The organism is Pseudomonas sp. LBUM1647 (assembly GCF_059716175.1).
The window spans coordinates 3,898,167-3,922,849 of sequence record NZ_CP166809.1 but is presented as its reverse complement, the minus strand read 5'-3'; the positions used below and the strand labels follow the sequence as shown (position 1 = coordinate 3,922,849).

The 24,683-nt window shown below is 56.9% G+C and carries 21 protein-coding genes, 1 tRNA gene and 3 pseudogenes; 12 read left to right on the top strand and 13 right to left on the bottom strand.

Annotation, left to right across the window (positions count from 1 at the left end; translation table 11 throughout):
* Positions 1–17 precede the first annotated feature (17 nt).
* The 4 genes from gacA to ACA059_RS17835 all read left to right on the top strand — a co-directional run bounded on the left by gacA (position 18) and on the right by ACA059_RS17835 (position 3,216).
* The gene (gene gacA / locus ACA059_RS17850) at positions 18–659 is read left to right on the top strand and encodes a response regulator transcription factor GacA (protein ID WP_123368181.1); all 642 of its coding nucleotides are present in this window, start codon (positions 18–20) and stop codon (positions 657–659) included.
* A 2-nt stretch (positions 660–661) separates the two neighbouring features.
* On the top strand, positions 662–2,485 hold the full coding sequence (gene uvrC, locus ACA059_RS17845) for an excinuclease ABC subunit UvrC (RefSeq protein WP_140682564.1): 1,824 nt from the start codon (positions 662–664) through the stop codon (positions 2,483–2,485).
* 32 nt (positions 2,486–2,517) lie between these two features.
* Positions 2,518–3,078, top strand: coding sequence for a CDP-diacylglycerol--glycerol-3-phosphate 3-phosphatidyltransferase (gene pgsA, locus ACA059_RS17840; RefSeq protein WP_008150904.1), 561 nt, complete (start codon positions 2,518–2,520; stop codon positions 3,076–3,078).
* A gap of 62 nt (positions 3,079–3,140) precedes the next feature.
* A tRNA-Gly gene (locus ACA059_RS17835) sits at positions 3,141–3,216 on the top strand.
* Between the two features lie 155 nt (positions 3,217–3,371).
* Here the strand turns inward: ACA059_RS17835 and ACA059_RS17830 are convergent.
* Positions 3,372–3,883, bottom strand: a pseudogene (locus ACA059_RS17830) (DJ-1/PfpI family protein); the annotation flags it as partial.
* 158 nt (positions 3,884–4,041) lie between these two features.
* A pseudogene (locus ACA059_RS17825) lies at positions 4,042–4,273 on the bottom strand (Rid family hydrolase); the annotation flags it as partial.
* Between the two features lie 39 nt (positions 4,274–4,312).
* On the opposite strand from ACA059_RS17825, the gene ACA059_RS17820 reads away from it, so the two are divergent.
* Together ACA059_RS17820 and ACA059_RS17815 are read left to right on the top strand one after the other, a co-directional pair.
* A complete protein-coding gene (locus ACA059_RS17820) occupies positions 4,313–5,716 on the top strand; it encodes an MFS transporter (protein ID WP_497630339.1) in 1,404 nt (467 codons plus the stop codon).
* A gap of 311 nt (positions 5,717–6,027) precedes the next feature.
* Complete coding sequence (locus ACA059_RS17815; RefSeq protein ID WP_497630338.1) at positions 6,028–8,193, top strand: methyl-accepting chemotaxis protein; 2,166 nt, start codon at positions 6,028–6,030, stop codon at positions 8,191–8,193.
* Between the two features lie 100 nt (positions 8,194–8,293).
* Here ACA059_RS17815 and ACA059_RS17810 read toward each other — a convergent pair whose 3' ends face one another.
* The 3 genes and pseudogenes from ACA059_RS17810 to ACA059_RS17800 form a co-directional block, all read right to left on the bottom strand.
* Complete coding sequence (locus ACA059_RS17810) at positions 8,294–8,422, bottom strand: hypothetical protein (protein ID WP_497630337.1); 129 nt, start codon at positions 8,420–8,422, stop codon at positions 8,294–8,296.
* Positions 8,423–8,520: 98 nt separating this feature from the next.
* Positions 8,521–9,481 (bottom strand): annotated as a pseudogene (locus ACA059_RS17805) (MFS transporter); the annotation flags it as partial.
* Positions 9,482–9,687: 206 nt separating this feature from the next.
* Positions 9,688–9,912, bottom strand: a complete 225-nt coding sequence (locus ACA059_RS17800) for a hypothetical protein (RefSeq protein WP_497634754.1) — start codon at positions 9,910–9,912, stop codon at positions 9,688–9,690.
* On the opposite strand from ACA059_RS17800, the gene ACA059_RS17795 reads away from it, so the two are divergent.
* The 6 genes from ACA059_RS17795 (at position 9,889) to ACA059_RS17770 (ending at position 15,858) form a co-directional block, all read left to right on the top strand.
* Complete coding sequence (locus ACA059_RS17795) at positions 9,889–10,863, top strand: quinone oxidoreductase family protein (RefSeq protein ID WP_497630336.1); 975 nt, start codon at positions 9,889–9,891, stop codon at positions 10,861–10,863. The two genes, ACA059_RS17800 and ACA059_RS17795, sit on opposite strands and share 24 nt — an antisense overlap.
* Positions 10,864–10,929: 66 nt before the next feature.
* Entirely contained in the window at positions 10,930–11,859 is a 930-nt protein-coding gene (locus ACA059_RS17790) for a LysR family transcriptional regulator (RefSeq protein WP_497630335.1), read from the top strand.
* Positions 11,860–11,900: 41 nt separating this feature from the next.
* Positions 11,901–12,815 (top strand): LysR family transcriptional regulator, encoded by a 915-nt coding sequence (locus tag ACA059_RS17785; RefSeq protein WP_497630334.1) that lies wholly within the window; start codon positions 11,901–11,903, stop codon positions 12,813–12,815.
* 191 nt (positions 12,816–13,006) lie between these two features.
* Positions 13,007–13,291: a YciI family protein gene (locus tag ACA059_RS17780; RefSeq protein WP_497630333.1), complete on the top strand. Its 285-nt coding sequence runs from the start codon at positions 13,007–13,009 to the stop codon at positions 13,289–13,291.
* A gap of 176 nt (positions 13,292–13,467) precedes the next feature.
* Complete coding sequence (locus ACA059_RS17775; protein WP_497630332.1) at positions 13,468–14,400, top strand: NAD(P)-dependent oxidoreductase; 933 nt, start codon at positions 13,468–13,470, stop codon at positions 14,398–14,400.
* Between the two features lie 51 nt (positions 14,401–14,451).
* Positions 14,452–15,858: an amidase gene (locus tag ACA059_RS17770; RefSeq protein ID WP_497630331.1), complete on the top strand. Its 1,407-nt coding sequence runs from the start codon at positions 14,452–14,454 to the stop codon at positions 15,856–15,858.
* A 349-nt stretch (positions 15,859–16,207) separates the two neighbouring features.
* On the opposite strand, the gene ACA059_RS17765 is transcribed toward ACA059_RS17770, so the two are convergent.
* The 8 genes from ACA059_RS17765 to purU form a co-directional block, all read right to left on the bottom strand.
* Entirely contained in the window at positions 16,208–17,023 is an 816-nt protein-coding gene (locus ACA059_RS17765) for a DUF1206 domain-containing protein (RefSeq protein WP_497630330.1), read from the bottom strand.
* Positions 17,024–17,125: 102 nt separating this feature from the next.
* Positions 17,126–17,335, bottom strand: coding sequence for a DUF7693 family protein (locus ACA059_RS17760; protein ID WP_497634693.1), 210 nt, complete (start codon positions 17,333–17,335; stop codon positions 17,126–17,128).
* Positions 17,336–17,768: 433 nt separating this feature from the next.
* Positions 17,769–18,365, bottom strand: coding sequence for a sarcosine oxidase subunit gamma (locus tag ACA059_RS17755; RefSeq protein ID WP_497630329.1), 597 nt, complete (start codon positions 18,363–18,365; stop codon positions 17,769–17,771).
* Between the two features lie 3 nt (positions 18,366–18,368).
* Positions 18,369–21,266, bottom strand: coding sequence for a 2Fe-2S iron-sulfur cluster-binding protein (locus tag ACA059_RS17750; RefSeq protein ID WP_497630328.1), 2,898 nt, complete (start codon positions 21,264–21,266; stop codon positions 18,369–18,371).
* Complete coding sequence (locus ACA059_RS17745; RefSeq protein ID WP_497630327.1) at positions 21,263–21,562, bottom strand: sarcosine oxidase subunit delta; 300 nt, start codon at positions 21,560–21,562, stop codon at positions 21,263–21,265. Before ACA059_RS17745 ends, ACA059_RS17750 begins: the two co-directional genes overlap by 4 nt.
* A gap of 13 nt (positions 21,563–21,575) precedes the next feature.
* The gene (locus ACA059_RS17740; protein WP_497630326.1) at positions 21,576–22,817 is read right to left on the bottom strand and encodes an FAD-dependent oxidoreductase; all 1,242 of its coding nucleotides are present in this window, start codon (positions 22,815–22,817) and stop codon (positions 21,576–21,578) included.
* Positions 22,799–23,704 (bottom strand): bifunctional methylenetetrahydrofolate dehydrogenase/methenyltetrahydrofolate cyclohydrolase FolD, encoded by a 906-nt coding sequence (gene folD / locus ACA059_RS17735; protein WP_497630325.1) that lies wholly within the window; start codon positions 23,702–23,704, stop codon positions 22,799–22,801. The genes ACA059_RS17740 and folD overlap by 19 nt, the downstream gene beginning before the upstream one ends.
* Positions 23,701–24,567 (bottom strand): formyltetrahydrofolate deformylase, encoded by an 867-nt coding sequence (purU, locus tag ACA059_RS17730; RefSeq protein WP_497630324.1) that lies wholly within the window; start codon positions 24,565–24,567, stop codon positions 23,701–23,703. Before purU ends, folD begins: the two co-directional genes overlap by 4 nt.
* Between the last annotated feature and the right edge of the window lie 116 nt (positions 24,568–24,683).

Sequence of the window (24,683 nt, the reverse complement as noted above, 5' to 3'; positions counted from 1 at the left end):
TATCGCGAGGTGTCTGCTTGATTAGGGTGCTAGTAGTCGATGATCATGATCTCGTTCGTACAGGCATTACACGAATGCTGGCTGACATCGATGGCCTGCAAGTAGTCGGCCAGGCTGAGTCAGGCGAAGAATCCCTGCTCAAGGCGCGTGAGTTGAAACCCGATGTGGTACTGATGGACGTCAAGATGCCTGGCATCGGCGGTCTTGAAGCCACACGCAAATTATTGCGCAGTCATCCGGATATCAAAGTCGTCGCGGTCACCGTGTGCGAAGAGGATCCGTTTCCGACTCGGTTGTTGCAGGCAGGGGCCGCGGGCTATCTGACCAAGGGCGCCGGATTGCCGGAAATGGTCCAGGCCATCCGCCTGGTGTTTGCCGGGCAGCGCTATATCAGCCCGCAAATTGCACAGCAACTGGCGATCAAGTCCTTCCAGCCGACCAATGATTCGCCTTTCGACACCTTGTCGGAGCGGGAAATCCAGATCGCGCTGATGATTGTCGGCTGTCAGAAGGTCCAGATCATTTCCGACAAACTGTGTCTGTCGCCAAAAACCGTGAACACTTACCGTTACCGCATTTTCGAAAAGCTTTCGATCAGCAGCGATGTCGAGTTGACGCTGTTGGCGGTTCGTCACGGCATGGTCGATGCCAGCCTCTGAAAATGACTGAAGTCTTCGATCCAAGCGCCTTTCTGTCGACGGTCAGTGGGCGTCCCGGTGTGTATCGCATGTTCGACAGCGAGGCACGCCTGCTCTACGTCGGCAAGGCGAAGAACCTCAAGAATCGTCTGTCGAGTTACTTCCGAAAATCCGGTCTCGCGCCCAAGACCGCGGCGCTTGTTGCGCGTATCGCTCAGGTCGAAACGACGATTACGGCCAATGAAACCGAAGCCTTGTTGCTTGAACAGACGCTGATCAAGGAGTGGCGTCCGCCCTACAACATCCTGCTGCGCGACGATAAATCCTACCCCTACGTCTTTCTCTCGGATGGTCAGTTTCCACGCTTGAGCATCCATCGCGGTGCAAAAAAGGCCAAGGGCAAATATTTCGGCCCTTATCCCAGCGCCGGCGCGATTCGCGAAAGCCTGAGCCTGCTGCAGAAGACGTTTTTTGTTCGTCAGTGCGAAGACAGCTATTACAAAAACCGCACGCGCCCTTGCCTGCAGTACCAGATCAAACGCTGCAAGGCGCCCTGTGTCGGGCTGGTGGAGCCCGAGGTGTATGCCGAAGACGTACGACACTCGGTGATGTTCCTTGAGGGGCGCAGCAATGCGTTGACGGACGAGTTGTCCGCAGGAATGGAAGAGGCGGCGATCAACCTCGAATTCGAGCGTGCAGCCGAGTTGCGGGATCAGATCTCATTACTGCGCCGGGTCCAGGACCAGCAAAGCATGGAAGGCGGGACGGGCGATATCGACGTGATCGCAGCGTTTGTCAATCCGGGTGGAGCCTGCGTTCATTTGATCAGTGTGCGCGGCGGGCGGGTGCTGGGGAGCAAGAACTTCTTTCCGCAGGTGGGTATTGAAGAGGACGTTTCTGAAGTCATGGCGGCGTTTCTCGGCCAGTACTTCATCAGCAGTCCCGAGCGCGACTTGCCGAGCGAACTGATCGTCAACGTGGTTCACGAAGACTTCCCGACACTGATCGCGGCCATCGATGAACTGCGCGGTCGCGAATTGACCATCAGTCATCGGGTTCGTGGTACGCGAGCACGCTGGCAACAGTTGGCGGTCACCAATGCCGAGCAGGCGCTGGGAGCGCGCCTGGCCAATCGTCAACACGTTGCTGCGCGATTCGATGCGCTGGCAGAAGTGCTGAACCTGGACGAACCGCCACAGCGCCTGGAGTGTTACGACATCAGTCACTCCAGCGGCGAAGCGACCGTGGCATCCTGCGTGGTGTTCGGCCCCGAAGGTCCGATCAAGTCCGACTACCGTCGCTACAACATTGAAGGCGTCACCCCGGGCGATGACTACGCCGCGATGCATCAGGCTCTGACCCGACGCTTCAGCAAACTGAAGGACGGGGAGGGCAAGCTACCGGACATTTTGCTGGTGGACGGTGGCAAGGGGCAGCTGTCCATGGCCCGCGACGTGCTCAATGAATTGGCCGTGCCTGATCTGATTCTGCTGGGCGTAGCCAAGGGCGCCACGCGCAAGGCCGGTTTCGAAACCCTGTACCTGAACGATGCTGCCCACGAATTCACCTTGCGTGGTGATTCCCCCGCGCTGCATTTGATCCAGCAGATACGCGACGAAGCTCACCGTTTCGCGATTACCGGGCACCGCGCCCGTCGTGGGAAAACTCGCCGCACGTCTACACTGGAGGGCGTTGCAGGTGTCGGACCGACCCGTCGCCGCGATTTGTTGAAACATTTTGGTGGATTGCAGGAGCTGTCTCGTGCCAGCATCGAAGAGATCGCCAAAGCACCCGGGATCAGTAAAAAGCTCGCAGAGTTGATTTATGCCAATCTGCACAGCGAGTAGAATGCCCCCTCACCTCGTAGCCAGTTGTGCCGATGAATATCCCTAATCTGATTACCGTACTACGCGTCCTGCTCATTCCGATCTTCATTTTACTGTTCTACCTGCCGTATCAATGGAGCTACCTGGCATCCGCCTCGGTGTTCGCATTTGCCGCCGCCACAGACTGGCTGGATGGGTATCTGGCCCGCCGACTGGAACAAAGCACACCGTTCGGGGCTTTCCTCGATCCCGTGGCTGACAAGCTGATGGTCGCTGTTGCGCTGGTATTGCTGGTGCAAGAACATGGCAACCTTTGGCTCACGCTGCCGGCCGCCGTGATCATCGGTCGCGAGATTGTCGTCTCGGCACTTCGCGAATGGATGGCCGAACTCGGCGCCCGCGCTCACGTCGCGGTGTCGAACCTGGGCAAATGGAAGACCGCCGCGCAAATGCTGGCGCTGGTGATCCTGCTGGCCAATCCGTCGGATTTCACGTTCTGGGTGCTGCTGGGTTACGCCTTGCTGCTGATATCCGCGGGCCTGACGTTGTGGTCCATGGTCCAGTATTTGCGGGCTGCCTGGCCGCATCTGAAGACCGATGTAGAAAAGAAATAAACTTTTTTGAATCAAGGGGTTGACGGGGCATCTGGATTCTATAGAATGCGCCTCACCAAGACGCGGGAATAGCTCAGTTGGTAGAGCACGACCTTGCCAAGGTCGGGGTCGCGAGTTCGAGTCTCGTTTCCCGCTCCAAGATTCATAAAAAACGCCACTCAATGAGTGGCGTTTTTTTGTGCGCGATATTTACGTTAAGCGTTGAAAAGAGAGGCTTCGGCCTCTTTTTTCATTCCAGTGAATTCGACTGAAAACCATTATTGGCAACCGACCGAAACGGGACGTTGAATCGATCAGCCTTTCGCTTTGAGGCGTTCGAGTATGGCCTTGCCCACGTCCAGCGCTGAACCCGGGTTTTGACCGGTCACCAGTTCGCGGTCGATGACGACATTCGGGCTCCACGGTGCGGTGTTGCTGCTGTATACGCCTCCGGCTTTTTCAAAGACCGTTTGCGGATAGAACTTCATCGCCCCGCCATTCAATAATCCCTTGGCCAGTTCTTCTTCCTGATTGCTGATGACCATGAATTTGTAGCCGGCGTATGTCCAGTCTTGTGCCGAAGCCTCGCCGCCGGTTTCGGGTCGCCGGGTGAAAGCAACCGGATCGGACAGCGTCGACAGCAGGGCAATCGTTCCATGGCAAACGAGGGCGGTTGTCTTGCCGTGTTCATGTAAATTATTCAGCAGTTTCCCGCTTCGGCGCTGTGCAGTAGATCCTGCATCGGTACATGGCCGCCGGGTATGTAGACAGCATCGAAACGCTCGTAGCCGATCTGTTCGACGTGCGCGAGGCTGATGATCGGCGATCACCCACATAGATGATTTTCAGTTGTCATCATCAAGGCGCTGGCAGGTTTTGTTGATGGTCAGTTTGTTCATTGCTCCAGAGCGCGGGTTTATGGCTTTCCGCAAGGTGGCAGCAACAGAGAAGGCTTCGAGTCATGTCGATGGTGAAGGAGATGCTTCACTCATTACAGGTTCGCCTCACCGCTACGCACTTGATTTCCACCAGAAGTCCCGGGTGAGCCAATTCGCTGACACCTATGCAAGTCCAGGCGCACAGGTCTTCGGGGAAACATGCGATTCTTTACCTCGCGAAACAACGCCATATGCTGCGACATACCTACGTGATAAGTGGTCATGTCGACCACATCCTCGAAGCTGCAGCCTCCAGCGTTCAGCACGCTGCCCAGGTTACAGTGTCGAGCTACGACAAAGTCGAACAGGACTGACCGATGTCTCAACGCCGTTCAACATGGATTGCTCTGTTGGTAGCCGTCACGTTCTTTATGGAGAACCTCGATGCCACAGTGATCGCTACCGCGTTGCCAGACATGGCCAAGACGTTTGGCGTCGCGGCGGTGGACCTGAACATTGGTATGAGCGCCTACATGCTCGCAGTTGCGGTGTTCATCCCCATCAGTGGCTGGTTGGCTGATCGCTTGGGTTCACGCCTGGTGTTCAGTTCGGCAATCGTGCTGTTCAGCCTGTCTTCGTTGATGTGCGGGTTGAGTGACAGCCTGGAAATCTTTGTCGCTGCACGTGTGTTGCAGGGTATCAGCGGAGCGATGATGGTACCGGTGGGGCGTTTGGCGGTGCTTCGCACCACCGAGAAGAAAGACCTGGTACGGGCGATATCATTCATCACCTGGCCCGGTCTGGTCGCTCCGGTACTCGGGCCTCCCGTGGGCGGTTTCATCGTCACCCACGCTTCCTGGCCGTGGATTTTCTACCTCAATCTGCCTTTGGGCGTGCTGGCCCTGATTGCCGCATGGGTCCTGGTTCCCAAACAGGACGAAGTCAGTTCCAGGACTTTCGATTTCAGTGGCTTTTTGCTGGTCGGCTTCGCTAGCGCTGCCTTGTTGTACGGCGTAGAGATGCTCGGGCAAAACCGTGCCGATTTGTTGCAGGGGCTGGCGCTGAGTGGTACCGGAGTGGTTCTCGGTGTCTTTGCCTGGCGACATATGCGTCGTCATGCGCAACCATTATTGGCGCTGGGTGTAACAGACGTTCGTACCTTTAGCGTCTGCCTGTGCGGTGGGTCGATTTTCCGGATTGCTATCAGCACCTTGCCGTTTCTCCTGCCGCTGATGTTTCAGCTAGCCTTCGGACTTTCTGCGTTTGATGCGGGGCTGCTGGTACTGGCGGTATTTGCCGGCAATCTGGCCATGAAACCCTTCACCACATGGGTGATGCAGCGCTGGGGATTCCGTCCGGTGCTGATGGTCAACGGCATCCTTGGCGTCCTGGCGATCGCGACATGTGCGTTGTTGGATGAGCACATGAGTCCGGCGCTGATTGTGTTCATCCTGTTCGTCGGTGGCTTGTCACGCTCCATGCAGTTCACGGTGTTCAACACACTGGCCTTTGCCGAAATTCCCAAGGAGCAGATGAGCGACGCTTCAACCCTGTTCAGCATGTTCTTCCAATTGAGCATGGCGATGGGGGTTGCCATCGGCGCGTTGTTGCTTCGTCTCGCGATGAACATCCATGGCACTACAGGCCCCGCCCAGACTGTCGACTTCCAGCTGACGTTCCTGTGTGTGGCGGTAATAGCGGCAATCGCACTGCTGGACAACCTGCGACTGCCACCACAGGCAGGTGAGTCGGTGTTGCAGCGTAAGCGAGCCAAGGGTTAGCAAATGCCTGCCAAAGTGCTTGGCGCTCAGCGATTAGTTGAAGGAAAAGTCGGTGGGGAATGGCGAAACTGTCGAAATGCATAACTTCGGTAGGCTGTGATGCTGTCTGAAAACGGCTCTTTTTGGAGCGTGTCGCAGTGGGTGCACGGAGTTGAAGCATCGGCTGTTCGCGTTCTGCAACCCAGCGCCCTAGCAGACAGTAAAATCCATCTCGATAATTCCACTTCACCTTAACAATGGTTAGCGTGCTTACGAAGTGGCCTGGTATTTGCTATTGATTTCCCATCGGAATGTCGTAGTTGGGGAAGTGAATGTCGCTATCAAATAATTCCATGCAGTTGTCCTCCAGCGAGAAGCACTGGTTACCCTGGTTCGGCAAAACCGGAAAAATTGCGATGAACTGGTCCTGCCGACTCAATCAATCGGCTTACCCGGTGATCGAACAAACATTCGAAGCAATCGCTGAAACGCGAGCGCAGTTGCTGCACAACTGGACGCGTGAGCAGTGGGAACACCTGGCGGAACTGGCGGAAAACCTCGGCCGTGATTTCGCTCATCTCGACAGCACTTCGCTGATGGACAAGCTCAGTCAGGCTGAAGATTTTTCGGAGTTGTTTGTTGTTGATGCCCGTGGCACCGTCATCGTCTCGACCTGGAAAGATCGCGGTAAAAATCAGCTTGAGAACACTCGTGCATTGGCAGAAGGATTGAAGGCGCCGTTTCTTCATGGCCCTTACAGCGATCCACTGACCTTGCGAATCGGTCCATCGTCTTCGCGCTTCCACGATGAAGTCACGTTGATGTTTTATCAGCCCTTGAAGGCCGATGGAAAAGTCCTTGGCTGTCTCTGCGGTCGCGTACCAAACGATGTGTTGGGCGACCTTATTCAGCGCGAGGCCGGGCACATTTTTGCCGAGTCGGGTGACAACTATTTATTCATGGCGCAATCACGCTTTGATCCCGCTATTGCGCCGGGAACCGCATTGTCACGCTCACGTTTCGAAGACGGCACATTCACCCACGGTGAAAATCTGAAAAGCGGCGTACATACGTCCTGGAAGACGGTGCAGATCCAACGACACACCGAACTGGAATTGCGCTTTACCGATCCGGCGACACAGCAACTGCACCCGGGTGTGCGCGAAACCATCCGCACGGGCTCCAACTTGTTCGTGACCTATCCCGGTTACTCGGACTACCGGCACATTCCGGTCGTCGGCAAGGGCGTTACTTTCCAATTGCCGGGGTCACCTGACCGCTGGGGCATGATGTGTGAGGCCGATCTGGAGGAGGTATACCGCCGGCGCTCACTTAGCTACGGTTTGATGAAGCCTTATCTCGCGACCATGACGGGCCTCTTTGCCTGCAATTTCATGGTCCAGCATTACAGCGGTCTAGCGCAGAACCTGATTGATACCATCGAAGTCTCGAGCATGGTGTGTGCCACTGTCCTGTTCAGCCTGTTGGGGCCCAAACGTCTTGCGGCCAGGTTGAACGAGATGACGAGTGTGATCAGGACCATCGCCGAGGGCGAGGGCAACCTTCGTCAGCGTCTGGATACCACGCGAATGGCCAATGATGAGACCGGTGACATGGGGCGTTGGATCAATAGTTTCATCGACCACCTGGACTCGGTTGTCGGGCAAGTGGTGAAGGCCAGTCGCAACGTCGGTACCACCAATCAGATGATGCTGGGTCGCAGCCAGGCAGCTGGTGTCACTTCTGTTGAGGTGGCCGAAGCGGTGCATCGCATGATGATTATCGTCGAAGATCAATTGGGCGAGATCCAGCAAGCTTCCGCCAGTGCTGAACAAATGAAGCAGGCAATGGATGACGTGGTCACGCGTGCCCGCGAGCAATTTCTCGCCGTGCAGGCAGGCACGCAGTCTATTCGGAATGTGGTCGAGCGTTCTTCTTCGAGCGTGCAGTTGCTCGACAGTCGGATGACCCAGATCGGCAACATCACCGGCCTGATCAGCGGCATCACCAATCAAACCAATCTACTGGCACTCAATGCCGCCATTGAAGCCGCACGCGCGGGTGAACATGGGCGAGGTTTTGCGGTGGTCGCCGATGAGGTCCGTAGTCTCGCCTCACGCACGTCACGCGCTGCCGACGACATTCGCCAGATGGTCGAAGGCCTGCAGAATGAAACGCAAAAAGCCGTCAGCTTCATGGAGGAGGGTGTCAAAGACGTCGATAACAGCCTGCGCCTGGCCGAAGATGCATCGTCAGAAAACGTGCAGTTGCATCAAGCCGTGGAAAGTATGTTTGCGATCATTCAGCAACTCAATAAGCGAAGCCTCGACTACGGCAAGACGATCAAGAAGGTCGACCAATCCTCTACAGAAATGCGCCTGACGGTGGTGGTGCTGCAAAGCAGTGCGGAAACCGTGAGGCTCAATGCCAACAAGCTGCAAAAATTAGTGGGGCAGTTTGAGGTGAGTAGCAACAACGAACGAGGTGCGGCCGCGTGAATCTGTACGAGGGGGACATATCTAGCTCAGATGCGGCGGTTAGCCGTTTCGACATTCCCTTTCGACTGCTTGACTGCTTGACTGCTTTCGGACTGTGGATTCAACCGATTTCTGCCAGTTCAAGACTGGCCGAAATCGATCTATCGCGGACCGTCAGACCGGCGGCAATCGGCTGCCGCAAAGATTGGAAATGTGTCTGCAGGAGCATGGTCGATTCAATGTTTGCCATACACCCGCTGGGTCCTTATGCCGGGATAGGTGAGCTCTAAACGCCCGAGGAACTCTGACCTCTAACATCGGGATGTCCTTTAGGCGACATTAATTGGGAAGCAGCAGGCCAACCATCAGGATGGGCTTGCGACCAATCTTGTCCGACAGAGCGCCAAACAGGATGTAGAAAGGCGAGCCAATCACTACGCTGATTATGAGTAAGGTGTTCGCTTGTGCCGGATCCATTTTCAGGAACTGCGTCAAAAAGAACAGCACATAGAATTGCGCGGTGTACCACGTCACTGCCTGTCCGGCGTTGATACTAAACAATGAAGTCAGGACGATTTTCAGGTTCCACCAATTACCAAAGGATTCACGGATCGGTGATTTGCTGGTTTTGCCTTCTGCTTTCATTTTCACGAATGAAGGCGACTCATGCATGCTCAGACGAATCCAGGTCGACACAGCGACCATGATGATGGACACCAGGAACGGCAGGCGCCAACCCCAGGTCTCGAACTGGTCACCGCTGATGTACCGGCAGGCCAGGATCACCAGCAGGTACAGAAGCAGACCGATGGTGGCAGTGGATTGAATCCAGCCGGTATGCAGGCCGCGCTTACCCTTGGGAGCATGCTCCGCAACATAGGTGGCAGCAGCACCGTACTCGCCCCCCAGTGCCAGCCCCTGAAGCATACGTAGCGAGACTAGTAGGATCGGTGCGGCAATGCCCCAACTGGCGTAGTTAGGTAATAGCCCGACCAGAAACGTCGACATCCCCATCAGAACGATTGTCATCAGAAACGTATATTTGCGGCCAATCATGTCGCCGAGACGGCCGAAAAGCAGCGCTCCGAAAGGACGGACAACAAACCCGGCGGCAAAGGTCATCAAGGCAAAGATGAAGGCGGTGGTGTCGTTAACACCGGCAACAAAACTGCTTGCCGATAATCGCCGCCAAAGCGCCATACAAAAAAAAGTCGTACCACTCAAAGATGGTGCCGAGGGACGACGCGAAAATGATTTTGCGTTCTTCACTGGCTTTTGAGGGCGCCAGGATGATCGATTGTTTCTCGATGTATTCAGACGCCCCTAAGGGCGCAATGATTATTGTTGTTTTTTTTCCACTGCCGGTTGCGGGTGAACAGCCTCGCAATCTCGATCGCAGCACTCACGTCTGGGTTGCCCCGTGCAGTGTGTTGTCGAAAACTTCCTGTGTTGTTGGATAGGTCGGTCAACTCGATTCTAGTAACGCAATGCAGGAGGGGACAGTGCAGAAAGCGCTCAACGGTTGTGCAAAATCGCACCGCAGAAAAACCAGAGATCGCGAAAAAACGCACACTGGATCCACCTTTTTTGAACAATCAATACAAAGCTCATTGCTGCATTTGGTGCACGAGTTAGCTGCACGATAGGCCCTTGTTCCTGGCGTTCATGCAGGACTATTGTTGGTGATCCATCCGCAAGCGCGAGAGAGGAATCTAAATGGTCACCGTTGTCAGAATCCATGAGCCAGGTGCTCCCGACGTCATGAAAGTCCAATCCACCAAACAGCCAGTACCGGGTGCTGGCGAGGTCTGGATCGAGCAAGCTGCCATTGGCGTTAATCCGCTGGATGTCAGTCAGCGTAAAGGCGATGTGAAGGTTCCCTTGCCGAATGGCCTGGGACTGGAAGGGGCCGGCACCATTGGCGCAATAGGCCCGGATGTGTCAGGTCTTGCGATCAGTGATCGAGTGGCGTACGCCACCGGGCCGCTGGGTGCTTACGCCAGCGGGCGGATATATCCGGCCAACCGGGTGGTCAAAATTCCAGACTCGCTGAGCTTTGAGGATGCCGCCGCTGTACTTTTCAAAGGCATCACTGCCCAGTACCTGCTCAAGTCCACCTATCCTGTTGCTGCCGGCTCGATTGTTGTGATCTACGGCGCGTCTGGTGCGGTAGGGCAGATCATGGTGCCTTGGGCAAAACACTTGGGGGCGTTCGTCATTGGCGTCGTCTCGAAAGAGTCCAGTGTCGGCCGTGCGAAAAATGCCGGCTGTGATGAGGTGTTCATCTTCGATGCACAAACGTTCGCCGAGCAGGTCTTGCAAGTGACCCAAGGCAAGAAAGCGGATGTGGTTTATGACCCGATCGGTCGTGTGTCTTTTGAAGCGTCACTGAACAGTCTCAAGCCACGGGGATTACTCGTGTCCTTCGGCATGACCAGTGGCGCGCCTCCTGCCATTGAAATCAGTACGCTCAATGCCAAAGGGTCGTTGTTTCTGACCCGGCCTTCGATTGTTGCCCACACTGCTGATGTGAGCGAGTATCAGGACCGTGCCAAAGACGTTCTCGATGCCGTTTCCAAAGGCATTATCAAACCCAATGTCTGGGGACGTTATTCTCTGGCGGATGTCAGCAAGGCTCACGCTGACCTTGAAGGTGGGCGTAGCCAAGGCGCTATTGTTCTGACTCCGTGAGGCGACTTGCTGTCCTTGGATAATTGAGAGTCATAACAGATTGCCAAGGCAGGATTACCCTACAGCATGGACCCAATTGATAGTCGACAAGCCGATGAAATCGGTGCGCTGTTAGCATTGGCAGAGCAGGGCTCATTTGCTGCGGCGGGCAAGGTTTTGCAGCGGCATCCCTCAGTGCTTTCCAAGCGTATATCCGCACTGGAATCGCGTCTGGGGGTGCGCCTGGTCGAGCGAACGACAAGGCATGTGCGGTTGACTGAGGTCGGCACCCGGTTCGTGGAAAAGCTGCGCTTTGCCACGAAACTGTTCATCGAAGCCGAGCACGAAGCCGCGCTCGGTGCAGAGGAGCTCAATGGCACCTTGCGTGTCTCGCTTCCGGGTGCGATGGGGCGTATGTGGTTAAGCCCATTGATCGCGGAGTTCATGGTTGCCTACCCAGACATTTCAATTGAAATGGAATTCAGCGATCGCTTCGTGGACATCGTCGCCGAGGGATTTGACGTCGCCATTCGTATTGGTGAGCTTCCCGACAGCAGGTTACTGGCCAGGAAGCTGTGTGATCACCGGCGCATTTTGTGTGCTTCGCCTTCATACCTCGCGCAACGAGGAGTGCCTCTAAAACCTAAAGATCTCGAGGTGCACAATTGCCTTGGGTTCACCGGGTTTTCCTCTTATCCGCAATGGCGTCTGACCAAGCGAGGTTCGACCGAAGCGGTGGTCACCAATAGCAGTCTGAAAAGCAATGACAATGAAGCGCTGCTTTGTGCTGCACGACTGGGGATCGGAGTCATAGCCGGCGGGGATTGGCTGATGTCGCATGATCTCGCCGCGGGGCGCCTGGTCAGGGTGCTACCGGAGTGGACGCTGGACGTGAATGCCGGGATTTATCTTGTGCGCCCCTCTTCCAAGTTCAGCCCTGCCAAAACCACCGCGTTCAAAAACTGGATGGAGTTGTATTTCTCACAAGGGGCACCTTGGGAAAGAGTGGCAGTGTAGACCCGCAAACAAATGCTAATAGTCTCGAAAGGAACGCCCGAGTGACCAAAAAAAACAACAACGAAAACTGGGATGACTATCGATATTTTCTGGCCGTGGCGCGTTCAGGAACGCTCTCCGCAGCCGCCGAGCGTCTGGGTACCGAGCACACGACAGTTGCTCGTCACATTCATTCACTTGAGGAAGGCTTGAAAAGCCGGCTCTTCCATAAGAGCAACGTGGGCTATGAGCTCACGCCGGCAGGTGAACGAGTGCTGGCCACCGTCGAAAGCATTGAAAGTGTATTGATGGCCTACAAGAGCAAGGAAAGCGATCCAGGGCAGATTTCGGGCGTTGTTCGTATTGGCGCACCAGATGGTTTTGGCAGTGTGTTTCTCGCTCCGCGAATGCATCAATTGATGGAACGCCACCCCAAGCTTGAGGTGGAAATTTTTGCAGCGGCCAGGGTGTTCAGTCTGTCGAAACGGGAGGCGGATATCGGCATAGGGTTGGCAGGTGCGGAGCACATGCGTGTCGCATCCAGACGTCTGACAGACTACCGATTGCAGATTTACGCCTCTAGAGAGTACTTGGAGAAAGCTGCGCCGATTCTGAAAAAAACCGACCTGAAGAAGCATCCATTCGTAGGTTATGTAGAGGAATTGCTGTTCGCACCCGAACTGAATTTCGCCGAGGGCACAGGCGTCAAAATTGTCTCGCAACTTAGGAGCACCGCGCTTTTAACTCAAGTGCACGCCATCCTCGGTGGGCATACGTTAGGCATTATTCCAGCCTATATCGCAGCTACTTTTCCTTCCCTGGTCCCGGTTTTGCCCGAGGAGGTCTTTTTCAATCGATCTTTTTACATGCATGTACACGAGGACCATCGCAGAGCGGCGCATGTGAGAGAGGTTGCACGGTTTATTGCCGAGCAAGTCGATAGCAATCGGGAAATGTTTATTGCTTCAATAAGTTAGTTTCTTTTTCTCTCTCGCTGCCTATTTTTGCACAGCAGCTGAGCATATTTTGCATTGTACCTCCAAGCATGCATGGCTAGAGTAGTTCCTGTGATGTCGTCAAAGAACTTTGGCATGTGTATCAATAGGTCGCGCGTTCTTGCACTACATTCTCGCTCAGTTCGCCATAACAATAAGTAAGAGGTGCTGTGATGTTCTATGTTGTCTATTGCCAAGATAACCCTGAAACACCCAATAAACGTGATCAATACTACGATGCCCATCGGGCCTATTTAAAAGAGGCAACTGCCAATATCGTAATGGCAGGGCCTTTCCTGGACGCAGATGGTCAGGCACGCATCGGTAGCATGCTGTTGGTCGAAGCTGAGTCCATAGGTGAAGTTCGTGAATTTCAGCGTAACGATCCTTTTGCTATCAATGCGATATGGAAGAACGTTTTCATCAATCCCTATGTCATGGCCATTGATCGGCGCTAGCGTTACTGGCATTGGTTAAATTTGCACAGCGGTCGGGCACTTTTTGGTCTGTTTCTGCAGGTTGATCATCAATAAGATTAGCCATGCCATTACAAGCAAAAGAAACACTGATTAATGATGTATGCATTTTCTCGCAGTATTAGAAAAACCTCAAAATTGAGCAATGGAGAATAATAATGACGACTATCGCTTGGGTGGGTCTTGGGTTCATGGGTATTCCCATGTCGAAACATATGATGAACGCCGGCTACACCGTCCGCGGTGTTGATATCGATGCCGATGCCCGCCAGCTGGCTTCTGAAAATGGTGTTCAAGTATGCAAGACCCTTGCAGAAGCCTGTCTAGGTGTTGACGCGGTTTTCACCATGCTTCCGACCGGTGCTGATGTAGAGGTACTGACGGGGCCGGACGGTGTTTTTACCCATGTCGGACCTAATACGGTGGTTATCGACTGCTCGACCATCGGCATCGATTACGCCAGGGCCATCCACGCTGTGGCGAAAAAGGCAGGTGTTGCCTTCGCTGAAGCTCCGGTATCCGGCGGTACCGAGGGCGCGATCGATGGCACCTTGACCTTCATGATCGGCTGCGAGCCTGCGCACGTACTACGAGTGAAAGAGCTTCTGCAGCCAATGGCCGGCTATGTCGCTCATGCCGGCGGCCCGGAAGCAGGGCAGGCGGCAAAAGTCGTCAACAATCTGATCATGGGCGTGTGCGTCGCGGTCAACTGCGAAGCCACTGCACTCGCAATGCGCCTGGGACTGGATCTGAAAGAGTTCTTTGAAATTGCCACACGCTCAACCGCTGATAACTGGACCTTCCGTGTCTGGAACCCGGGCGCTGGCGTCGTGCCTGCTTCCCCTGCATCCAAGGGTTACAAGGCCGGTTTCAAAACCTGGCTGCTGGCTAAGGACCTGACCCTGGCGATGGACGCCGGCCGTGAGGTGGGTACTACGATGGCCACTGCCGAGGCCGCCTACGCGTTGTTGAAGAACCATATCGACAACGGCGGGGCAGATCTGGATGCCACTTCACTGGTGTTATCGCTGGAGCGGCAATATGAAGAGTCTTTAGGGGAGACCGGGCGTAAAGTGAAGGCGACTGCGTAAACCGGGGAGGAGCACTTTTTCTACCAACTGGAAGACAAGCAGAGGTGTGCAATGAATGCTGACATCATCTATTTTGACGCAACCAAGCTGGCTGAACTGATCCGTACCCGTCAAGTCTCACCGGTTGAGGTCGTGCAAGCGCACCTCGATCGCATCGAAGCCGTCAACCCTAAGATCAACGCGATCGTCACGGTCGCGGATGGCGCGCTCGAAGCCGCGAGGGTGGCGGAAGCAGCGATCATGGCGGGTGGTCAGCTCGGCCCTCTGTATGGGGTGCCCTTCACGGCGAAGGATTCGATCGATAGCGCATCGGTGCTAACTCAACGCGGCTCGCCGATCTTCAGGGGCCGCGTCCCCAATACTGACGCAACAAGCATCGCGCGCTTGAAGAACGCCGGTGCAATCCTGCTTGCGAAAACCAACCTTCCGGAATTTTCCTACTCGACCGAAACCGACAACCTGCTGACCGGAAGGTCAAACAACCCATGGAATCTCGATCGCACCCCCGGTGGGTCGAGCGGTGGGGAGTCGGCGACCATTGCGGCAGGTTTTTCGCCGTTCGGTCTGGGCAGCGATCTCGCCATCTCCATACGTGGCCCGGCCGCGCAGACGGGCATCATCGGCTTGAAGGCCACACACGGACGCATACCGATGACAGGCGTATGGTCGCGGGCGCCACGTCGCTTTTGGCATGTCGGTCCGATGGCGCGCAGCGTTCGCGATATCGCGTTGGCCTATTCGGTGCTCGCGGGTCCGGATGGTCTGGACAGCTTCTCCACGAGCCCACTCGGGTTCGATGCCGGGGTGGGGGCCAATCCCGATCGGCCGCTTCGTGTTGGCTGGCTGGTCGAACCTGGCTTTGGGCCTATCGATGCCGAGGTTGCGGTGACCGTGCAGGCGGCGGCCGAAGCGCTTCACGGTGCCGGCGTCATTGTGGAACCTGTACGAATTCCGGCACTCGAGCGGGACAATGCTCTCGAGGTGTTCAATGCCCTGCACGTGATGGAAATGAAACCCGCTTTCAGGGAAGCGACTGCCGGCCACGAAAACGAGATGTTCAAGATATCCAAGGGCATGCTTGCGACGCAGGATACGTCCATGGCCGACTTTCTCCAGGCGGAGCAAGCAACGGATCGACTGCGAGATGGCTTCGCGGAGTATTTCCAGAGCTACGATGCTTTGCTCTGCCCCGTACTGCCTATCCCCGCACACGCGCATGGGCTGTCGGAGATCGTCATCAACGGCAAGTCAGTGTCTGCGGTGCAGATCCAGGGCGCTACCGTGCCGTTCAACGTGACGGGCCTTCCGGCTCTGTCGATCAGATTCGGCACCAGTCGGGATGGACTGCCGATCGGAGTGCAGTTGGTGTCTAAATGGTTGGCTGAATCCACGATACTGCACCTCGCGTCGTTGCTGGAAACGGTCAGTCCGGTTCGCGACCTTCACCCGGACATTTAGAAGGGGAGTCATCGTCATGGCGAGCGCTGCACCTAGGAGGTGCTTTAGTATTCCGAGGTTCGTGCGCAAGTGGTAGGGAGCAGGGGGCGCCGCCCTGACTTCGTAGCGTTGACGCTTTTGCCAAGCAGCGGAGAGGCGATGCCTACTCCGCCGGCGATTGCCCGCTGGATTGATCAACCAGCATGCCAAAGAGAGGATCCCACTCTTCGATCGTCAGCCCGCAGATAATGTATATCGACATGTCTTCTGCTCCTTTGGATGCTGTGCTATCCGCCCAAGACGGATGTTCAGATGGTCCTCACGTTGTCACGGGCGTGGAAGGACAGCCATAAATATCCTCGCTGCGCGACTATGCTCTCGATACTCCAGGCACATCCATGTTTATCTTGCGCCAAAAGGCTTCTGAAAAGCTGTAGACCGAAAATGCGATCAGCCCCAGGGCCATCACCACCAAAATCAAACCACCTGCCGGCAAATTCTGGAGAGCATCGAGGGCTTCCTTCATGCCAGGTGGATTCACGGTTTGATAACTGGAACCGCTAATTGTCAGTAGCAGGGCTATCTCTATGAAAACGACTCCACGGGCTATAAGACCGATCTGAGACACCGGGCGGACGTACCGCATAACGTCTTCGTCGGCTTCAAAGTACTTTTCGAACGACGCCTTCCATCCCTTGATGATGTGAGCAATGCCTACGCCGAGTGGGACGATTGCGACGAGGTACACCAATAAATTTGAGTGTTCCCAAGACAGTAGATGCGCCAGCATATCCTTCGTTTGTCCACTTCCGGAATTGTCTGAGCTTTTGAGGCTGCTGATCAGTAGGCCCAACGCAAAAAACGCCAGCGCGCCGTTGACTACGCCTCCCGCCAACAAACCTGCACGAATAATCAATCCCTTGAATTTCTTACCGTGATGATCAACATCGCGCGTTGCCTGCAACACTCGCCAACCGGCGAAGGCGAGCAGACCAGCCACCACTAGCCCGACTAGAACATGCCCGAATGGCTGGCTTAACAATGCCTCGAGGCTCCTGTGACTGTCCTTCGATTTTGTCGAATCCAGTGCTGCCAGCAGAGCGAAGATCCCAATGATCAGATAAAGAACGCCCCGAGCGGCATATCCGCCACGTGCGAGTACGACAAGGCTGTTTTGTGCGGACATTGGATGGAAATCCCGAGAAGTAATACAGAAACAGACCTATCGAAGTCGGTAGGGGTTCGATTAAAGGTCGGGCTTGATCAGTCCGGGATTTCAATTGCGGTATCAAAGCTCATTCAGCAGGCGCCCAAGCTGTGCTCGTTCCCAGCCACCCAACAGCTCGACTGGATCAGTGCCATATCGCTGCCACGTTTCAAGAGGCCCGACACGACCGTCAGGCGAGCTGGAGTCCTCGCCGTAGTCCAGATTGTCGCAATCATTGAAAAGCGTGAGATGCCAGCTATCAGTCTCAACAGGCATGAGGTTGTGATAGATCTCACGTCATTGACCCTTTGCAGGGCTCGACTTTATCGATCATACGCCGAGCAACATAGACTGCGATTAGACGGCGAGGCTTGGGGCAGGCAGACAGAGTTGATTGTCTTTTCCAAATTGTTGGAACGCTCTGACTTCTTTATTCGTGTAGACAGTTGCGAAAGCAATTTGTAAAAAGTGACCACTTCCCAATCTCTAAAAAAAATGTACATCATCCAGTACATCGAAGGCATTGCTCATAGAAGAAAAAGGAGAAAGAGCGTGGGTTCCAGTCTCGTTTCCCGCTCCAGGATTCACAAAAAACGCCACTCAATGAGTGGCGTTTTTTTGTGCGTGACATTTACAAGCGGCATTGTCGTCACTGTCGGCATCTGCCCATGCATGCTTGGAACGGAATTTCGTCTCAGCATGCATGACCAGTCGGGCGGCAGAGTCAGCGCGTTGTCACAGCCGTAGCCAGACCTGAATACTCCTGCATTGCATCCTCCAACGCCCCCCGAAAATACTCCTGCGATGCCCGGTCACAAAGGATGTGCAAGCTCGCCTGCTGCGCGGTGCCGGAATTGATCACGATCACATTAATGCGTGCCGCCGACGTCTGGGCCACCGCTCCCGGGCCGAACGCCTGCGGGCTCAGATCAACCCCGCAGAGCTTGGCCAACACTTCGCTCAGATGATCTCCCGTCAGCTGAAAACAGGCATGACTGTCCTGACGAGGCAGCAAATAGTTGGCGTGATGACCGAGTTCCCAGCGGGCCTCTTCAACCGCCATTCGTTGGCCTTGATCCTCTGGGCTGCCGAGCAGCAGGTATTCGGTCTGCGACAACCGCGCCACCTGGCTGCCGTCGGCTTGAATCACCGCACGGTTGGGCGCATCCGGCAGGACGAAGCCGCGGCTGCGCAGGTACTCGGCACTGTGGGCGCCACGAAAACCGACTCGCGGAAGGTCGGTCAGGTCCGCCAGGCAGCACCCCGGCAACGGCGTTAGGGTTTGCCGGGCGATGCTGTGTTGTTCTCTCAGACTGGTCATGACTCAAAGCTCCTGGCGTTGGTTGTCGGGATCGAAGAAGGGCAACTGCACCACCTCGGCCTCGACCACGATGCCGCCTTCGACGCGGATCGGAATCCGTTGCCCTGGCGTGCTCTGGTCGATGCCGGCGTAGGCCAGGCCGATGATCTTGCCAAGGGTGGTGGAATACTCGCAGGAGGTGACGTTGCCGCTGATGTCCGGGCCGTTAAGCACCAGATGGCCTTCCAGCGGTTGCAGGCTGCCTTTGGGCAGGCTGAAACCCACCAGTTTGCGTTTCAGTGGCTGGGCTTCGAGGATGTCTACCGAGCGCCGACCGACGAAGAACGGCTTGGTGCGACTGACTGCCCAGCCCATGTCGATTTCCGCCGGGTGGGTCATGCCGTCGGTGTCCTGACTGATGATCACATGGCCTTTTTCCAGACGCAGCAGGCGCTGTGTTTCGACGCCGAAGGGGCGGATGTCCTGGGCCTTTCCGGCCTTCATCAGCGCATCCCAGAGCGCCAGCCCGTGGCGCGCCGGGACGTGGATTTCATACCCCAGTTCACCGACAAAACCTACCCGCAGCAGCCGCGCCCTGATGCCTGCGACCGTGCCCTGACGCACGCCCAGATAAGGGAAGGCTTCGGCACTCAGATCGAGGTCGGTGCAGACCTGTTCCAGCACCTTGCGCGAATCCGGCCCGGCAAGGTTCACCGCGCAAATGGCCGCGGTGACGTTGGCGACGTCCACGTCCAGCCGCCATTGCGCGTTCCACTTAAGCATTTGCTGATAGATCCGGTCGACACCGCTGGTGGTGGCAGTGACGTAGAAATGGTTTTCGGCAAACCGCGCACAGACGCCGTCGTCGATTACCACGCCGTGCTCATTGGTCATCAGCGCATAACGGGAGCGGCCGATCGGCTGCTTGAGAAAAGCGAACGTGTACATCCGATTGAGCAACTCGGCGGCGTCCGGGCCGCGCACGTCCAGACCGCCCAGGGTCGAGACATCGATCAGGCCGACCTTGTTGCGCACATGCAGGGCCTCTGCCTGCATGCACGCCTCGCGATCCTTGGTGTTGCCGTAATAGGCCGGGCGTTGCCAGATTCCGGCGGGCATCATTTTCGCCCCGGCTTGCAGGTGTCGGGCATGCATCGGCGTTTGTCGGTAGGGATCGAACGCGCGGCCGGCGACATGCGCCAGCTTCTCGGCCACAAACGGCGGCCGCGCGGTGGTCACACCTGTTTCACTGATGTTGCGTTGAGTGGCCCAGGCCACCAACCGCGCGGTCGGCAGCGCCGAGTGACGACCTTGAGACGGGCCCATGCCGACGGTGGAGTAGCGCTTGACCAGTTGCACGTCGCGATAGCCGATCCGGGTGGCGTTGACGATATCGGCGACTTGCAGGTCTTCGTCGAAGTCGACGAAGTCCTTGCCTTTGGGGTGCGGGAAGATTGGCCAATTAAAGTTGACCCGAGCCTCGCCGCTGAATGGCGCGCGTTGCGTGCCGACTGTCAGACCCAGCGCGAGGGCGGCTTCGGCACCGGCATTCACACCATCGGCAATCACGTTATCCAGCTGGTGACGACCGTTGACCGAGCCGGCGACATTCAGATTCTTTGGCAGGCCGCTGAGAGTGAACTCGGCACGCTGATCGTCGTAGGCCAGTTTGCCGCCGGCCTGGCACAGCAGTTGATAGACCGGCATGTAACCGGCGGACATGCACAGTAAATCGCAATGCAGGTGTTGCCCGCTCTCGGCGACCTGGCCTTGTGCGGTGATCTTGCGCACGTCGACGCCGTTGATATGGCGCATGCCTTTCTCGTGCCGGGCTTCATAGACGGTGCTGTTGCTCTGATGGTAGATCTTGCGTTGCGCCAGTGCGCGCAGCAAGGATTCGTCCGAAGGACCATGGCGCAGGTCCACCACAGCGACGACCTCCACGCCCTGGTCATGCAGATCCAGCGCGGCGAGGTAACCGTCATCGTTGCCTGTCAGCACCACGGCGCGTTTACCGGGTTTGACCGCATACAGTTTCATCAGTCGTTGCGCGGCGCTGGTCAGCATCACGCCCGGTAGGTCGTTGTTGCGAAAGATCACCGGTTGATCGAAGGCCCCGCTGCACACCAGGCACTGGCGGGCGCGGACCTTGTACATGCGTTTGCCCTGAATCACCGGCAGGTAGTTGTCGGTGAACCAGGCGTTGCAAGTGGCTTCGGTCAGGATCTGGATATTGGCGTGTTGCTCTATCGCAGCGAGCAGTTCGCGGCGTAGGTTTTCAGCCCTGCTGCCTTCGATATCGAAGCGGGCATACGTCAGCGAACCGCCGAGAACCGGCTGTTGCTCGATGAGCAATACCTTGGCCCCGGCATTGGCCGCGGTCAGGGCGGCGTGCAAACCGGCAGGCCCGGCGCCGATCACCGCCAAGTCCGTAAACAGGTAGGCCTTGTCGTAGTACTCGGGTTTAAACGTCAGGTCGAGCACACCGAGGCCGGCCTTCTTGCGAATGATCGGTTCCCAGACTTTCCACATGCCTTTGGGCTTGTAGAACGAGCGGTAGTAGAAACCCACCGGCATGAATTTCGAGAACTTGCCTAGGTAGGCGTCCTTGTCGTTATCCAGCGAGCCGTTGACGTTCTGCGCCGTCACCTGCAACCCGGCGGACAACGCGTGTGCGTCGGCCAGCACGTTGGGTTCTTCGGGCAACTGCACCAGGCTGTTGGCGTCCTGGCCGGCCATGGTCAGCGGGCCACGCGGGCGATGGTATTTGAACGAACGGGAGATCAGGAAACGCCCGTTGGCCAACAGGGCGCTGGCGATGCTGTCGCCCTGCAAGCCTTGGTAATCGTGGCCGTCGAAACTGAAATCCAGCGGCTGATCACGGTCGATCAGCAAGCCCATGGGGGCGGGTAGGCGATTCATCCTGCGATCTCCTTGGAGGCGCTAAAGTCGACACGGGCGGTGAACAGTTCTTTGGGGTCGAAGGTCCGCAGGATTTCATCGCTGACGGTGTGACGCTCCGCCAGAAACCAGTAGCTGGATGGCGTGTGCATCCACCATTCGCGCACCAAACCGGCGAGGTTGTCGGTGTTGAACACGTAGTCGGCCCATTCGGTGTCGCTGCAACTGACCGGGTCAGGCATCGGCTTGAATTCACCGCCATAGGTGAACTCGCTGATATTGCGCGGCCCGTTGAGCGGGCAAATCATGACTTTCATCGTCTGCTCTCCGTCAGTGGCTGGCCGCTGTAGCGCCCATTTCGTTGACTTGCTGGAAGGTTGAGAAGCGCTCAAGGGCAAAGGGCTTGATCAGCTCCGGCACCTTGCCGCCGCTGGCCACCAATTCGGCCATGGTCTTGCCGCAGATCGGTGTGGCTTTGAAACCCCAGGTTCCCCAGCCGGCGTCGAGGTAGTAATTCTTCACCGGCGACAGGCCCATGATCGGACTGTAATCCGGGGTCATGTCGGTGATCCCGGCCCATTGGCGCATCAGCTTGGCGTTGGCCAGGAACGGGAACATCTCGATGGCGTGGGCCAGCAAGCTTTCCTTCAAATCGAGCGTGGAACGAGTATTGAACAATGGATAAGGATCGGAGCCGCCGCCAAACACCACCTCGCCACGACTGGTTTGCTGCACGTAACAGTGCAGGGCGGAGGAACTCACCAGCGGATCGAGAAACGGCTTGAACGGCTGGGTGACCATGGCTTGCAACGGGAAGGTCTGGATCGGCGAACGAATTCCGGCCTTGGCCATCAGCAACGAACTGTGCCCGGCAATCGCCTGGACCGCGCAACCGCATTTGATGGTGCCGCGATTGGTTTTCACGGCGGTGATGGCGCCGTTCTCGATAATCAGATCCTGGACTTCGGTGAGCTGATGGATTTCCACACCACGCTTGGCCGCCTGTTTGGCGTAGCCCCAGGCCACGGCGTCGTGGCGCGCGGTGGCGCCGTCGATGTGCCAGAGCCCGGCGATCACCGGCAAGTGGCCGGGATCGAGGTTAAGGCTGGGCACCAGTTCGCGGATCTGCTGGCGGTCGATCATCTCTGTACGGCCGCCGAAGTGTTTGTTGACCTCGGCGCGCTGCCGGAACGAACGCACGGTGGCATCGGTGTGGGCCAGGGTCAGTTGGCCGCGCTCGGAGTACATGATGTTGAAATCGAATTCGTTGGACAGCGACTGGAACATCCGCACCGACTCGGCATAAAAACGCACGCCTTCGCTGGTCAGGTAGTTGGAGCGGATCACTGCGGTGTTGCGCGCGGTATTGCCGCCACCCAGGTAAGACTTTTCCAGCACCGCAATGTTGGTGATGCCGTGGTACTTGGCCAGGTAGTAAGCGGTGGCCAGACCGTGGCCGCCGGCGCCGATGATCACAACGTCATAGCTCGACTTGAGTTCCTTCGGTGGCGGCAAATCCACTTCCACCGGGTACTCCGAACTCAGCCCGTATTTCAATAGATTGAATGGCATAGGGCCTCCGATTGGCTGCGTTGAGCCTGGTGTTGCGCAAGGGCTGCGGTCACGGTGTTCTTCATCAGAAAGGCGATGGTCATCGGCCCGACACCACCAGGTACCGGGGTGATCGCCGCGACGTGGGGCAGGGCGCTGTCGAAGTCGACGTCGCCCACCAGACGGCTGCGGCCATCGTCTTCGATACGGTTGATGCCGACGTCGATCACCACTGCGCCAGGCTTGAGCCAACTGGCGTCGATCAGCCTTGGGCGACCCACGGCGGCGATGACGATGTCTGCCTGCCGGCACAGAGCCTGCGGATCCGGGCTGCGCGAATGCAGGACGGTCACTGAGCAGTCGGCCTGCAGCAACAACGCAGCCATGGGTTTGCCGACGATGTTCGAGCGGCCGATCACCACCGCGTGCTTGCCGCGCAAATCGCCGCAGGTTTGTTCCAGCAAGTACAAACAACCACTGGGGGTGCAGGGCGCGAGTACCGTGCGACCCTGGCTGAGACCGCCGACGTTCTGACTGTGGAACCCGTCTACATCCTTGTCCGGAGCGATAGCCTCCAGTGCGCGTAATTCATCGATATGCGACGGCAGCGGCAGCTGCAGAAGAATGCCGTGGATCGAGCGATCGGCATTCAGTCGGGCGATCAGAATGAGCAACTGTTCAGTGCTGGTATCCGTGGACAGCCGATGTTCCAGCGAGCGGATACCCACTTCTTCGGCGCGCAGGATCTTGTTGCGCACGTAGACCTGGCTGGCCGGGTCGCTGCCCACCAGAATCACCGCCAGCGCCGGTTGAATGTCTTGCTCGCGCAGTCGCTCCACGTCCTCGCGGACATGCACCAGGACGCGAGCGGCGGTGGCTTTGCCGTCGATCAGTTTGTGCGCGTTCACCGGAAGATCACCGTTCTGTCCTGGTTGAGGAAAACCCGATGCTCCAGGTGGTACTTGACCGCCTTGGACAGGGCCACGGTTTCGGTGTCACGGCCCGTGGCCACGAGATCGTCGGGCAGATAGACGTGATCGACGCGCTGCACCTCCTGCTCAATGATCGGTCCCTCGTCGAGGTCGCTGGTGACGTAATGGGCGGTGGCGCCAATCAGTTTCACGCCACGCTGGTAGGCCTGGTGATAAGGCTTGGCACCCTTGAAACCGGGCAGGAACGAATGGTGAATGTTGATCGCCCGCCCCGAGAGTTGCTTGCACAGGTCATCGGAGAGGATCTGCATGTAGCGCGCCAACACCACCAGTTCGGTGCCGGTGTCGTCGACGATCTTCATCAGCTCGGCTTCCTGCCGGGCCTTGGTGTCCTTGGTCACGGGCAGGTAGATGAAGCGAATGCCCTCGCGTTCGGCCATGGGCCGCAGGTCGAGGTGGTTGGAGACGATGGCGGTGATGGTCATGTCCATCTCGCCCTTGTGGTAGCGGTAGAGCAGGTCGGTCAGGCAGTGGTCGAACTTGCTGACCATCAGCAGCACACGCATCGGCTCGCGGGTGTCGTGCAATTCCCAGGTCATCTCGAACGCCTTGGCGACGTCGGCGAAACCGTCCTTGATTTGTTGCAGGTCGCCTGGGTGGCCGTCGTTGAAGCGGAACACTGCGCGCATGAAAAAGCGGCCGCTGAAGTCGTCGTCGAATTGCGCCATCTCCCCGATGTAGCAACCGTTGTCCGCCAGGTAGGTGGTGACGGCAGCGACGATGCCGGACACCGCGGGACAGGTGATCTTGATGATGAAATGGTTTTTTTCGTGTTGCATGACACGTCCTCGGGATGATGGCGGCAGCTCATCGCATAGCGAAAAAAAGTGTCAGCGGACAGCAGGCTCATTCCGTGAGCGTGTTTTCTTGTGGGGAATAATTTATTCCTGTTGGT

What these genes read in the sequence shown, in the direction of transcription:
- ACA059_RS17780 (WP_497630333.1), top strand. Translation starts at nt 13,007, where the DNA reads ATGTTCTATGTTGTCTATTGCCAAGATAACCCTGAAACACCCAATAAA.
- ACA059_RS17815 (WP_497630338.1), top strand. Translation starts at nt 6,028, where the DNA reads ATGTCGCTATCAAATAATTCCATGCAGTTGTCCTCCAGCGAGAAGCAC.
- ACA059_RS17820 (WP_497630339.1), top strand. Translation starts at nt 4,313, where the DNA reads ATGTCTCAACGCCGTTCAACATGGATTGCTCTGTTGGTAGCCGTCACG.
- pgsA (WP_008150904.1), top strand. Translation starts at nt 2,518, where the DNA reads ATGAATATCCCTAATCTGATTACCGTACTACGCGTCCTGCTCATTCCG.
- ACA059_RS17795 (WP_497630336.1), top strand. Translation starts at nt 9,889, where the DNA reads ATGGTCACCGTTGTCAGAATCCATGAGCCAGGTGCTCCCGACGTCATG.
- ACA059_RS17745 (WP_497630327.1), bottom strand. Translation starts at nt 21,562, where the DNA reads ATGAAAGTCATGATTTGCCCGCTCAACGGGCCGCGCAATATCAGCGAG.
- uvrC (WP_140682564.1), top strand. Translation starts at nt 662, where the DNA reads ATGACTGAAGTCTTCGATCCAAGCGCCTTTCTGTCGACGGTCAGTGGG.
- ACA059_RS17750 (WP_497630328.1), bottom strand. Translation starts at nt 21,266, where the DNA reads ATGAATCGCCTACCCGCCCCCATGGGCTTGCTGATCGACCGTGATCAG.
- ACA059_RS17765 (WP_497630330.1), bottom strand. Translation starts at nt 17,023, where the DNA reads ATGTCCGCACAAAACAGCCTTGTCGTACTCGCACGTGGCGGATATGCC.
- ACA059_RS17755 (WP_497630329.1), bottom strand. Translation starts at nt 18,365, where the DNA reads ATGACCAGTCTGAGAGAACAACACAGCATCGCCCGGCAAACCCTAACG.
- ACA059_RS17800 (WP_497634754.1), bottom strand. Translation starts at nt 9,912, where the DNA reads ATGGATTCTGACAACGGTGACCATTTAGATTCCTCTCTCGCGCTTGCG.
- ACA059_RS17740 (WP_497630326.1), bottom strand. Translation starts at nt 22,817, where the DNA reads ATGCCATTCAATCTATTGAAATACGGGCTGAGTTCGGAGTACCCGGTG.
- ACA059_RS17775 (WP_497630332.1), top strand. Translation starts at nt 13,468, where the DNA reads ATGACGACTATCGCTTGGGTGGGTCTTGGGTTCATGGGTATTCCCATG.
- ACA059_RS17770 (WP_497630331.1), top strand. Translation starts at nt 14,452, where the DNA reads ATGAATGCTGACATCATCTATTTTGACGCAACCAAGCTGGCTGAACTG.
- ACA059_RS17790 (WP_497630335.1), top strand. Translation starts at nt 10,930, where the DNA reads ATGGACCCAATTGATAGTCGACAAGCCGATGAAATCGGTGCGCTGTTA.
- ACA059_RS17810 (WP_497630337.1), bottom strand. Translation starts at nt 8,422, where the DNA reads ATGGCAAACATTGAATCGACCATGCTCCTGCAGACACATTTCCAATCT.
- purU (WP_497630324.1), bottom strand. Translation starts at nt 24,567, where the DNA reads ATGCAACACGAAAAAAACCATTTCATCATCAAGATCACCTGTCCCGCG.